Source organism: Longimicrobium sp., assembly GCF_036387355.1.
Lineage (GTDB): Bacteria > Gemmatimonadota > Gemmatimonadetes > Longimicrobiales > Longimicrobiaceae > Longimicrobium.
The window spans coordinates 1-11,243 of record NZ_DASVTX010000549.1 but is presented as its reverse complement, the minus strand read 5'-3'; the positions used below and the strand labels follow the sequence as shown (position 1 = coordinate 11,243).

Annotated in this window: 10 protein-coding genes; 7 read left to right on the top strand and 3 right to left on the bottom strand. The window is 71.4% G+C overall.

Features of this window, described 5'->3' with window-relative positions:
* Window positions 1-207: 207 nt before the first annotated feature.
* Window positions 208-762: a bis(5'-nucleosyl)-tetraphosphatase gene (locus VF665_RS23755; protein ID WP_331055971.1), complete on the bottom strand. Its 555-nt coding sequence runs from the start codon at window positions 760-762 to the stop codon at window positions 208-210.
* A gap of 136 nt (window positions 763-898) precedes the next feature.
* Between VF665_RS23755 and VF665_RS23750 the strand changes: the two genes are divergently transcribed.
* Window positions 899-2,437 carry a YhjD/YihY/BrkB family envelope integrity protein gene (locus tag VF665_RS23750; protein ID WP_331055970.1) on the top strand — a complete coding sequence of 513 codons (1,539 nt, stop codon included), beginning with the start codon at window positions 899-901 and terminating at the stop codon, window positions 2,435-2,437.
* A gap of 516 nt (window positions 2,438-2,953) precedes the next feature.
* On the opposite strand, the gene VF665_RS23745 is transcribed toward VF665_RS23750, so the two are convergent.
* Window positions 2,954-3,571 carry a polysaccharide biosynthesis/export family protein gene (locus tag VF665_RS23745; protein WP_331055969.1) on the bottom strand — a complete coding sequence of 206 codons (618 nt, stop codon included), beginning with the start codon at window positions 3,569-3,571 and terminating at the stop codon, window positions 2,954-2,956.
* A gap of 507 nt (window positions 3,572-4,078) precedes the next feature.
* Window positions 4,079-4,720: a hypothetical protein gene (locus VF665_RS23740; RefSeq protein ID WP_331055968.1), complete on the bottom strand. Its 642-nt coding sequence runs from the start codon at window positions 4,718-4,720 to the stop codon at window positions 4,079-4,081.
* A 13-nt stretch (window positions 4,721-4,733) separates the two neighbouring features.
* On the opposite strand from VF665_RS23740, the gene VF665_RS23735 reads away from it, so the two are divergent.
* From VF665_RS23735 to VF665_RS23710, 6 genes are all read left to right on the top strand, one after another.
* Window positions 4,734-5,522 (top strand): hypothetical protein, encoded by a 789-nt coding sequence (locus tag VF665_RS23735; RefSeq protein WP_331055967.1) that lies wholly within the window; start codon window positions 4,734-4,736, stop codon window positions 5,520-5,522.
* 20 nt (window positions 5,523-5,542) lie between these two features.
* Window positions 5,543-6,175 (top strand): hypothetical protein, encoded by a 633-nt coding sequence (locus tag VF665_RS23730; RefSeq protein ID WP_331055966.1) that lies wholly within the window; start codon window positions 5,543-5,545, stop codon window positions 6,173-6,175.
* Complete coding sequence (locus tag VF665_RS23725; RefSeq protein ID WP_331055965.1) at window positions 6,172-6,480, top strand: PqqD family protein; 309 nt, start codon at window positions 6,172-6,174, stop codon at window positions 6,478-6,480. The genes VF665_RS23730 and VF665_RS23725 overlap by 4 nt, the downstream gene beginning before the upstream one ends.
* Window positions 6,481-6,684: 204 nt before the next feature.
* Window positions 6,685-7,857, top strand: coding sequence for a nucleotidyltransferase family protein (locus VF665_RS23720; RefSeq protein ID WP_331055964.1), 1,173 nt, complete (start codon window positions 6,685-6,687; stop codon window positions 7,855-7,857).
* Window positions 7,854-9,662 carry an ABC transporter ATP-binding protein gene (locus tag VF665_RS23715; protein WP_331055963.1) on the top strand — a complete coding sequence of 603 codons (1,809 nt, stop codon included), beginning with the start codon at window positions 7,854-7,856 and terminating at the stop codon, window positions 9,660-9,662. Before VF665_RS23720 ends, VF665_RS23715 begins: the two co-directional genes overlap by 4 nt.
* Before the next feature lie 97 nt (window positions 9,663-9,759).
* A complete protein-coding gene (locus tag VF665_RS23710) occupies window positions 9,760-11,226 on the top strand; it encodes an aldehyde dehydrogenase family protein (protein WP_331055962.1) in 1,467 nt (488 codons plus the stop codon).
* The last annotated feature ends 17 nt before the right edge of the window (window positions 11,227-11,243 follow it).

The following is an 11,243-nucleotide window of genomic DNA, read 5'->3' as shown; positions in this document are numbered from 1 at the left end:
GGTTGTGAGGGAAGCGCACGCACCCGCGTGCTTCCCGTCGAAAAAGACTGGCTCTAACAGAGACACAGAGACACAGAGGAGATTTGTCTCTGTGTCTCTGTGCCTCTGTTAGAGATTGATTTCCAGCAGTTCCACGGCCGGCAAACAAATCGCCCCCGCCTGACGAGGTATGTCAGGCGGGGGCGATCTGCAATGCCGAACCGAGGTTCAGGTGCCCGGAACGGAAATGGGAATGACGGCCCGGGCGCTCTCCGCGGGGGCGGCGGGCGCGTCGGGGCGCGCAAAGCCCGCGGGCCGCTCGGGGCGGCCGCGGCCATCGGCGCACAGCAGCACCTCCGCCGCCTCCAGCACGAACCGCTTGCCGGGAAAGCGCAGCAGGCGCATGGCTTCGTCGTACGTGGCCCAGCGGTATTCCTCGGCCTCACGCGAAATGGTGACCCGTTCCTCGTCCGTCTTCGCGAGAAAGTAGATCACCCGCTTCACGATCAGCGTCCGCGATTCGCCCTTGCCCTGGGTGAACACGTACCGCTCCTCCTCGCGAAACCCGTCGAAGAGCGTGATGCGGGTTTCCCCGATTCCCGCCTCCTCCCACAGTTCGCGAACCGCGGCCTGCTCGTCGGTTTCCCCGGCCTCTACTCCGCCCTTGGGAAACTCCCAGATGGGACGCCTGGTCAACGCGGAACGCATCAGAAGGTAGCGCCGCCCGTCCTCGCTGTCGCGGAACAGAACGACGCCGGCCGCCATCTGCGAAACCCTTTTCATCCTCCCTCCGGCGCGGAGAGGTGGGGACGGTATCAGCTGGAATCTGCTACAAAGTGCGTGCACAGGCAACGGGCACGATGGTTGCCCCCGCCCCGCGGTTCGGATTTTCGTCAAAAACCGGTCAACGACAGAGATGATGGACACGCCGACCCGCCCCTCCGTTCCCGATCCGGGCACCGCCGGCGGCCCGCAGGACACGCAGTCGCTGGGCGAGCTTTTCCGGAACCTCAGCAACGATGCGTCCGCGCTGGTGCGCCAGGAAATCGCGCTCGCACGCACCGAGGTCAAGCAGAACGTGACGGCCGTGGCGCGCGACGCCGTCAAGATCGTCATCGGCGCCATTCTGGCCGGGCTGGGCGGGCTGGTGCTGCTCGCGGCCCTGGTCGCCTTCGTGGGAGACCTGCTGGGCGACCGCTACGCGCTGGGCGCCCTCATCGTGGGCCTGGTGCTGCTCATCGCCGGTGGCGTGCTGGCCATGCTGGGCATCAAGGACGCAAAGAAGACGCGGCTGGCGCCCGAGCAGGCCATCAGCTCGCTGCGCGACACCGGCCAGTGGGCAAAGGGCGAGGTCTCGGGCCTCAAGAGCGCGCTGGGCGGCCACGCCACCGGCGACGGCGCCGCGGCGCACGCGCTCGGCCGGCCGATCTCGCGCGACGGCGGCGCTGCCGGCGGCGGAACGGCGGACCGGGCGTCCTCCGCCGGAAGCGGCGGCCGCGGGGCCTCGTCCGCCGGCTCCACGCGGGGCGGCGGATCGGAGGAGCCGGCCCCGCTTCCCGGGCCGGCCGCGCGCACCTGGAGCGAGGCCGACACCAAGGGGCTCGACAAGAAGGACATCGACCGCGCCCGCAAGAAGCAGGAGCGCCTGCCCGGCCACGCACCGCTGTGGAAGCGGGTGATGAAGGAGTTCAGCGCCGACGACCTGAGCAACCAGGCCGCCAAGGTGGCGTACTACTTCTTCCTTTCGCTGCCTCCCGTGATCATGGCCATCTTCGGCCTCACGGGGCTCATCGGCGGGCAGAAGACGGGCGACTGGCTCACCACGCAGCTCACCAGTTCGCTCCCCGCCGAAGCGTCGGGGCTGGTGACGGACTTCGTGAACGACATCGTCCACAAGAGCGCGCCGGGGCCGCTGTCCATCGGCCTGCTGCTGGCGCTGTGGGCGGGCAGCAACATCTTCTCCACGCTGGAAGACACGCTCAACCAGGTGTTCTCCGTTCCCGCGGAGCGCTCGTTCGTCAAGAAGAAGGCGGTCGCGGTCGGCATGCTGGTTGCCTGCGCCATCCTGTTCCTGGCCGGCAGCGCGGTGCTGCTGGGCGGCGGCAAGATCGCGGACGCCATGGGACTGGGCGACACGGGACGCGTGCTCTGGGGAATCGCGCAGATTCCGCTGGCGTTCGCGCTCATCACGGCCACGTTCTGGCTCATCTACTACGTGCTGCCGCTCAAGGACCAGTCCGGCTGCAAGAAGACGCTGCTCAAGGCCTCGGCCATCGTGACGGTCATCTTTGTGCTCGCGTCGCTGGCCTTCCGGTTCTACATGAGCAATTTCGGCTCGTACAGCAAGACGTACGGGCTGCTGGGAACGGTGATCGTGCTGCTTCTGTGGATGTACGTCACCTCGCTGGTGATTCTGCTGGGCGGCGAGGTGGCCTCGGAGATGGAACGCGGCTCCTGACGGCGGAGGTTGATGGATGACGAACGGCCCTCCCGATCGCCGGGAGGGCCGTTCTGTTCTTCGGTGGATCGGGCGCCGCCGCAGGGTGTCGTGAGCGGATGAATCCGCCGCAACAACGGCGGAAAGTCCCCCCACACGGACGGAGGGACTTAACCTGCACGCGGCGGAAAGCCCGCGGGCGGCGGTTGTTGGGCGGCCGCGCGCCCTCCTGAGCGGATGAATCCGCCGCTCTGAAAGCGGCAAGCCCCGACTCGTGGCCGCTGACGCGTCCACGATCGGGGCTTCAACTGCGTGTGCGATCCGGAGTTCCGCGCGGTTCTGGGGTGTGCTCCTCTCCCACATCCGTTCGTGGGAGAGGGTCGTCGTGCGCAGCACGCGGGGTGAGGGCCACAGCCGCGGACGCGCACCAGGGCTCCCCTTCGCCCGAGTGAAGAGAGGGGGCGCGTCGAACCCTCCCCGCGCGTAGCCGCGCCATCCATTCGAACCGCCCTGCCCGGCAGTTTCCGCCCGCCAGACCTAGTTCTGCCGCAGGATCAGGAACGCGCCCGCCAGCGACGCGGCGGCGGCGATGATGCTGGACCCGAAGCTCACCGTTTCGCGCAGGCGCTGCGTGCGGCGCGGGATGCGGAGAATGTCGCCGGACTGGATCTTCATCGCCGCGACCTCCGGCGTGGGACGCAGCAGGTCGATCACGGTTTCCTGTCCGTTGCGCAGCAGCACCGCCTGGTCCAGCCGCGCCGATTCGGCCGGGCCGCCCGCCGCGGCAAGCGCCTGCGGCAGCGTGGTTTCTGGGGTCAGCGTATACAGGCTGGGCAGCCGCACTTCGCCGCTCACGCCCACGCGGTACAGGAAATCGAACACGAACTGCGGATCGCGGTCGTACCGCTGCAGCGTGCGCAGGATCTGCTCGCGGATCGCCGCACGCGTGGAGCCCACGACGCGCACCTCCGCAAGCAGCGGATGCTGGATGGTGCCGTCCGGGCCGATGTTGAAGTCGCCCGTGAACTCGGCCTGCCTCCACACCGCGATGCGGATCTGGTCGCCCGGGCGCACGGAGATGTCGGAGGCGGTCTGCGCGGCAGCGGGAACGGCGCCCAGCACAGTCAGGATCAGAAGAAGAAAGATTCGGCGCATGGGTCCAGCGGCTGAAGGAATGGCGCGAGTGCTCCGCAACGTATGCGGCGGCGGCGGAGAAGTCCAATGACTGATACAGCAATCCGTATCAGGCTTGTGCATCCAGCGAAAACCCTGCATATTGCCCAAGTTGATTTGCGACTGTAGTTTGCGGTAGTTCCCCGCAGGGACTGTCCCGCACTCCGCTCCGCCCCCCTCCCCCGGCTGACCGCTCATGGGCATTTCTGCCTACACGCTGTTTGTGCTTGCGCTGGCCGCCGGATCTCCGGATGCCGCTCCCGCTCCCTACGCTGCGCTGACGTTTGCCCGCTGCGACGCGGCGCGGTTCGGGATCCGCTACGTCCACGGCCTGCAGAGCGATACGCCGCCCGCGAGGGCCGAGGAAGCCGATCCGTGCGCCCCCGTGGCACCCCCGGCCCGGCGCCCGCGTCCGGCATCGGCCGGGTCGCGCCCGCAGCCGCGCCAGGCAGGCACACCGGTCGCGGCGGCTGGATCGGTCCCGGCCGCTCACGGCGCTGCGCAAGGGGGCACGCCGGGCGGTTCATCCTCGGCGCCCTCCGGAACGACCCCGGCGAGCGGTTCCGTCGCGGTCGCGGGAACGACGCCCGCGAGCAGAGCGGCCGTATCCCGCGGAAGCACGCCGGGCAGTGCATCGGCCGCCGCGCCCGGAACCACTCCCGCGCGCGCATCCACCGCGGCCTCGGGCACCACTCCGGCGAGCGCATCCACCGCAGTCTCGGGCACCACTCCCGCGAGCGGATCCACCGCAGGCTCGGGCACCACTCCCGCGAGCGGATCCGTCACAGTCTCGGGCAGCACTCCCGCGAGCGCATCCGTCGCAGTCCAGGGCAGAGTCCCAGCGAGCGCGTCCGTCACGGCCACCGGAACTCCGGCGAGCGGCGCGGCCGTGACCACCGGCAGCGTGCCGGCCAGCGGCTCCGTCGCGACGACCGGCAGCGTTCCCGCGAACGGCGTCGTCGTGACCGCCGGAAGCGTTCCCGCGAACGGCTCGACGGCGGCGGGGAGCACGCCAGGCAGCGTCGCCATCGTGCGGACGGACACGATCTCCGCGCCGTACAGCGGCTCCCCCGCGGGTTCACAGGGCGCAAGCGGCGCGCCGGGCACTCCGTCCGGCACGCCGGGGGCCATCTCCGCACCGGCCGTGCCGGGCGCGGGCGTGGCGGGCGGGGAGCCCGATCCTGATCCCCGGCTGGCCAAGCGCAACCAGGCGCTGCTGCGGCTGCGGTCGCTGGCGGTGCGCGACGTGATCCGCCCCGGCCCCGCGGGCAGCATCAGCACGCCGACCGGCCTGGGGCTGGATGTCGGCGAAATCTTTGTGGGCGCGGCCTTTCAGGCCCGGACGCGCTACACCACCAAGTCGGATGCAGGTGCGGCGGTGGGCATCGGCATCGGGTCGCGTGACGTGATCGCGGCCGAGTTCGCGCTCACCACGTACTCCACCATCCGCGGCGCCGGCCCGTTTGAAACCGGCTCCGTGAGCGCCAAGCTGCACCGTGCGCTTCCGTACGAATCCGCCATCGCCGTCGGCGTGGAGAACGCGGCGCTCTGGGGCGAGTACGACACTGAGCGCAGCTACTTCGGCGCGCTGAGCCACCTGGTGCGCCGCGGCGACGACCCCGACGCGCCGCTGAACGCCGCCCTGCTCACCGTGGGCGTGGGCAACGGCCGCTTCCGCACGGAAGACGCCATCCGCAACCGGCGCGAGGGCGTGAACGTCTTTGCGTCCGCGGGGGTGCGCGTCATCGAACCCGTCTCCCTGCTGGCCGACTGGACGGGCCAGGACCTGGACGTCGCGGCCTCGTTCACGCCCATCCGCGGCATGCCGTTCGTTATCACCCCCGGCCTGGCGGACGTGCTGGGCACCGCGGGCGACGGGGCACGATTCATTCTGGCCGTGGGCTACGGCATGTCGCTCCGCAGCGCCTTTTGATGAACCTGGAGAGCTTTCGCATGCGCATCCTGATCGCCTGCCTCGTCGCGGCCGCGGCCCTCACGTCGCCGCTCGCGGCCCAGCCCTTTCTTTCCGACCAGCGCGGCCCCGTGGTGACCGGGAGCGAGCTGGCGGGAATGGGTTTCCGTGACCTGGAAAACGCCATCTTCGGCCGCAGCAACAACCAGATCGTGTTCCGCTCGCGGGCCGTGGCCAACGCGGTGCGCGCGCAGGCTGCGGTGGTGTGCGCGCAACTGGCGGGCGACAGCCTGGCCTACCCGCGCGACTGGCCTGCGCGCCTGCGCGTCGGCCCCGCGGAACGAGACACCGCGTTTCTGCTGCTGTGCGAGACGGAGTCCGACCCCGCGCCGCTGCTCAGGGCGCTGCGTGGCGGCGCGCCCGGGGTGGAGGGCGACCCGGCGAGCGTGCTGGTGCGCGCGCTGCAGGGGTTGTTCGTGTCGCCGGAAGTGGTGCAGGACGCGCGCGGCCGCCGCGTGCTGGGCGACCGCTGGCGGGCCGCGTTCCAGGCGTACAACCGGTACGTGGACCAGGCGCCGATGGCCGTGCTGGCCGATCCGCCGGGCGTGCTGACCGCCATCGGCATCGCGCTGGCGTCGGGGCTGGACGCCGGCGTGGACGCCGCCTTCCGGTGAGCCCCGGCCGCACCCCGCGCGCGCTGGACGCCACCACCCGCGTGGTGGCCGCGCGCGACCAGGTTTCCACGGAACTGGAGGGCGAGGCCGTCATCCTGCACCTGGGGGATGGTGTGTACTACGGGCTCAATCCCGTGGGCGCGCGGCTCTGGTCGCTGCTGGAGGAGCCGCGCACCGTGGCCGAACTGCGGGACACACTGGTGGCGGAATACGAGGTGGATGCGCAGACCGCCGAGCGCGACGTGCTTGCGTTGATGGACGAACTGATGGAGCGCGGGCTGCTGGAACCCGCTACGGACGGCTGAACACGCGTATCGTGCATCCTCCCGCGGGACGGATGCCGGACCCGTCGGGCTCCGCATCCGGCTTCGTCGCTTTTGATGGCGCTCCGCCTTTTCTGGCGCGGGCGCCTTTCCCGTTTCCCGGGATCGCGCCGCGCCTCCACCGATCTCCCGTCCTGCGTAGCCGCACATCACTCGGTCTTCGCTCCGCATTGGCGATGAGGACCTGTGCGCGTTGACCGCGATCGTGCGGAGGGCGCGGAGGAGGCGCTCCTCCTGGCCTGCGCCCGAACGATGGTGGATCCGGCCGCGGCGGATGCAGTCCCCGAGGCGGTCGCGCGCGTGGCGGATTGGGATGGGTGGATGGCGCTCGCCGGCCGCAACCGGCTGCTGCCCGTCGTCACGCGCACGCTGCACGGGATGGAGGGCGTCCCGGCCGAGGTGCGCGACCGGCTGCGCGCCGCGTCCGAGCGGAACGCGGGAGAGGCGCTGCGGCTTTCGGCCGAACTGCGGCGCCTGCTGAGCGCACTGGAGGCGGAGGGCGTCCGTGCGGTGGCGTACAAAGGACCTGCGCTGGCGGTGCGCGCATACGGCGACCCCGGACTGCGGACGTACTCGGACCTGGACCTGCTGGTGTCTCCCGCGCAGGTGGACGCGGCGCTCGCCGTGCTACGCGTGGCGGGATACGAGTCGTCGTACGCCTTCACACCCGCGCAGAACCGACGCTTTCGCGCGGTGGACGGCGACTATCCCCTGCACCACCCCGTCACCGGCGCCCTGGTGGAGGTGCATGCGCAGGTCTCGTCCGCGCGCTTCCGCGTCCGCCTCCCCACGGACGTGTTGATGCGCCGCGCCCAGCCGGTAGCGGTCGGCGGCGGGACCGTGCGCGCGCTGGCGGATGACGACCTGTTCCTGGCGCTGTGCGTACACGGGGCCAAGCACCGCTGGGCGCGGCTGGAATGGCTGGTTTCCGCCGCGGCGCTCGCCGCGCGCACGGGGCTGGACCTGAGCAAGGTCAGCGAGCGAGCCTGGCGCATCGGCGCGGGGCGGACGGTTCTGCTGGCCCTGCACCTTGCATCCACCGCCCTCGCGCTCTCCATTCCCGCCACCGTCGCGCACGCCGCCGCGGCGGACGCGGACGTCCCCGCCCTGGCGGACGAGGCACGCTCGCTCTGGTTCACCCGCGCCGCGAACGACTCGTCCGTGGCGAAAAACCTCCGATTCAACCTGCGCCTCCGCGACACCCGGGCAGACCGGCTGCGGTTTGCCGCCCACTGGCTGTTCACCCCCACGCCCGAAGACTGGGGGTGGCTGCGGCTGCCGGACGCCCTGGCGCCGCTGTACCGGGCCGTCCGCCCGCTCCGGCTGGCGCTTCGCTACGCACCCGGGCGGCGCGGATGAGCCGCCGTCCCATGCTGGCCTTTGCGCGCGAACTCGTGCGGCAGATGCCGCGGCAGGTGGCCGCGGCCGCCGGGCTGTCGCTGCTGCTGACCGCCGCGGAGGCCGCGGGCGTCCTTCTGCTCATCCCCCTGCTGGGCATCGCGGGGATCAGCCCCGGGCCGGGCGTGGCGGGAAGCGTGTCGCACGCCATCGAGCGCGGCCTGCTCTCGGTCGGCGTCCACCCCGGCGCGGGCGCGGTGCTGTCGCTTTTTGTCGCCATCACCGTGGTACAGGCGGTCGTGCGCCGCGCGGAGGCGCTGGTGGGGCACCGCATGCAGTTCAGCGCGTCGCACGCCATGCGCACGCGGCTGTACGCGGCGCTCACGGAGGCGCGCTGGCTGCCGCTGGCGCGCATGCGGGGCTCGGAACTGCTGAGCGGGCTGACGACGGAAGCGGACCGCGTGGGGAGCGCCGCGGGGTTCGCGGTCACCTTTGTGGTGAATACGCTGCTCGCGCTCGCCTATCTCGCGGTGGCGCTGCGGATCTCCGCGCCCGTGACCGCCGTGGCGCTGGTGACCGGCGGCATTCTGATGGCGGTGCTGCGCCCGCTGCGCCGCGCCTCGCGCACCGCAGGCGAGGGGCTCACCGCGGCCAGCTCCGCCGTATCGACCGCCGCCACGGAGCACCTGGGCGCGCTCAAGGTGGTAAAGAGCTACGGCGCGGAGGAGCGCAACGCGCGGCACTTCGGCGAGGCGGCCACGGCATCCATGGAGATGGGGCTGCGCGGCTGGCGCGCCTACGCCGACGCCGGCGCCGTCTTTCTGGCCGGGTCGGCCGCGCTGCTGGCTGTGGTGGCGTACGCCGCGCTCGCGCTGCTGAACGTGACCGGCGCCACGGTGCTGCTGCTCATCTTTGTCTTTTACCGGCTCGTCCCGCGGCTGGCGCAGCTGCAGACCACCTGGCAGATGATCGCGCGCGACCTCCCCGCGTGGGAAGCGCTCAAGACGCGCATCGAGGCGCTGGAGGCGGAGCGCGAGGGGCTGCAGCCCCCGGACGGTACCGTGCGGCTGGCGGAAACCGTGCGATTCGAATCCGTTTCCTTCGCCTACGACGCCGGCGCGCCGGACGCGGTGGCGGGGCTCGACGTGGACGTCCAGGCGTTCCGCACGACGGCGCTGGTAGGCCCCTCCGGATCGGGAAAGACGACCGTCGCGGACCTGATGATGGGACTGGTGACGCCGCGCGCCGGGCGCATCACCGTGGACGGGCGGCCGCTGGAGGCCAAGTGGCTGCGCGGGTGGCGGGATGAGATCGGGTACGTGGCGCAGGAGACGGTGCTGTTCAACGAGACCGTACTGGCCAACCTGCGCTGGGCGCGCCCAGAAGCGACGGAAGACGAGGTGTGGGAGGCCCTTCGGCTGGCCGCCGCGGACGGGTTCGTCGCGGCGCTGCCGCAGGGACTGCAGACCACGGTGGGGGACCGCGGCGTGCGGCTTTCCGGCGGCGAGCGGCAGCGGCTGGCGCTGGCCCGCGCGCTGCTGCGCCGCCCCGCCCTGCTGATTCTGGACGAGGCCACCAGCGCGCTGGATACGGAGAACGAGCGCCGCATCCGTGACGCCATCCGTGCGCTCCACGGCCGCACCACCATCCTGCTGATCACGCACCGCCTCCCCAGCGTGCGCGACGCGGACGTGATTCACGTGCTGGAGGGCGGGCGGCGGGTGGAATCCGGCTCGTTCGACGAGTTGATGGCGCGCGAAGGCGGCCGCTTCCGCCGGCTGTGGGCCAGCCAGTCTGGCTCGGGCATGGAAGACGCGCCGGACTGAGCGGGAGGGACGCGCCCGGAATGCTGGCCCCGCAGTCTCCCCGTCCGCAGATTGCAGGGATGAGGACGATGACGATTCCCCACGCCACCGCCGCCCCGTGACGCAGATCCTGGAATCCCCCCGTGCGGAGTCCGCCACCGACGAGCAGGAGATCGAGCGCGCGCGGCGGCTGTTCCAGCTGCAGCGCGGCAGCCGCTGGCGCATCGCCACCTCCACCGCGGCGGAGCGAATCACGCGGCTCAAGACGCTGCGGGCATCCATCATCCGCCACAGGCAGGCGCTGTACGACGGCGTGCACGCCGACTTCCGCAAGCACGAGGCAGAGTTCGAGATCACCGAAATCCAGCTGGTGCTGGCGGAGATTGCGCACACCATCCGCCACCTGCGGCGCTGGATGCGCCCCCGCCGCGTGGCCACCCCCGCCCTGCTGACCGGGGGCGCCAGCCGCGTGCAGATGGAGCCGCGCGGCCAGGTGCTCATCCTGGCGCCGTGGAACTACCCCTTCCAGCTCCTGTTCGGCCCGCTGGTCGCTGCCGTTGCGGCGGGGAACGTGTGCCTGCTGCGCCCGTCGGAAAAAGTGCCGCACACCGCCGCCGCCATGGCGCGCATCATCGCGGAAACGTTTCCAGAAGACGAGGTGGCGATGGTCACCGGCGGAATTCCCACGGCGGACGCGCTGCTCACCCTGCCCTGGGACCACATCTTCTTCACCGGCTCCACCGCGGTCGGCCGCAAGATCATGCGCGCTGCGGCGGAGCACCTGGCCACCGTGACGCTGGAACTGGGCGGAAAGTCGCCCGCCATCGTGGACCGCTCGGCGAACCTGGCGCTGGCGGCGGAGCGCATCGTGTGGGGCAAGTTCGTGAACGCGGGGCAGACGTGCGTGGCGCCCGACTACGTGCTGGTGCACGAGCGCGACGCCGACACCTTTCTGACCGGCGCCCGCGCCGCGCTGGACCGCTTCTACGGCGCCACGGACGATGCGCGGCAGGCGAGCGAGTCGCTGGCGCGCATCATCGACGACGGCGCGTTCCAGCGGCTGACGGCGGCGCTGGATTCCACGATCGCGGCGGGGGCGCGGCTCGTGGCGGGCGGGCAGCGCGCGCCGGAGGAGCGGTACCTGGCGCCCACCATTCTGGCGGGGGTGGACCCGGACGCGCCGGTGATGCGCGAGGAGATCTTCGGGCCGGTGCTGCCGGTGCTCACCTATTCCGCCATGGACGAGGCCCTGGCGCGGGTGAACGCCGGGGGCAAGCCGCTGGCGCTGTACCTCTTCAGCGAGGATGGCGACACCACCCGGCACGTGCTGCGCAACACCACGGCGGGCGGCACCCTCATCAACCACGTGCTGTGCCACCTCGCCAACCCGGACCTGCCGTTCGGCGGCGTGGGCGAAAGCGGGCAGGGCAGCTACCACGGCTACGCCGGGTTCCGCGCGTTTTCGCACGAACGCGCCGTGCTGCGGATGGGAAAGCTGGGGCTGGGGCCGCTCTACTATCCGCCGTACGGCCCGCGGATGCGGCGCATCGCCAGCCTCGTATCGCGCTGGATGGAACGGCGATAGAGCGAGCGCCGCCCCTC

Excerpts from the sequence above, each read along its gene's own strand:
- VF665_RS23750 (WP_331055970.1), top strand. The coding sequence starts at position 899 with ATGGACACGCCGACCCGCCCCTCCGTTCCCGATCCGGGCACCGCCGGC.
- VF665_RS23740 (WP_331055968.1), bottom strand. The coding sequence starts at position 4,720 with ATGGCCCCCGGCGTGCCGGACGGAGTGCCCGGCGCGCCGCTTGCGCCC.
- VF665_RS23755 (WP_331055971.1), bottom strand. The coding sequence starts at position 762 with ATGAAAAGGGTTTCGCAGATGGCGGCCGGCGTCGTTCTGTTCCGCGAC.
- VF665_RS23730 (WP_331055966.1), top strand. The coding sequence starts at position 5,543 with ATGCGCATCCTGATCGCCTGCCTCGTCGCGGCCGCGGCCCTCACGTCG.
- VF665_RS23715 (WP_331055963.1), top strand. The coding sequence starts at position 7,854 with ATGAGCCGCCGTCCCATGCTGGCCTTTGCGCGCGAACTCGTGCGGCAG.
- VF665_RS23745 (WP_331055969.1), bottom strand. The coding sequence starts at position 3,571 with ATGCGCCGAATCTTTCTTCTTCTGATCCTGACTGTGCTGGGCGCCGTT.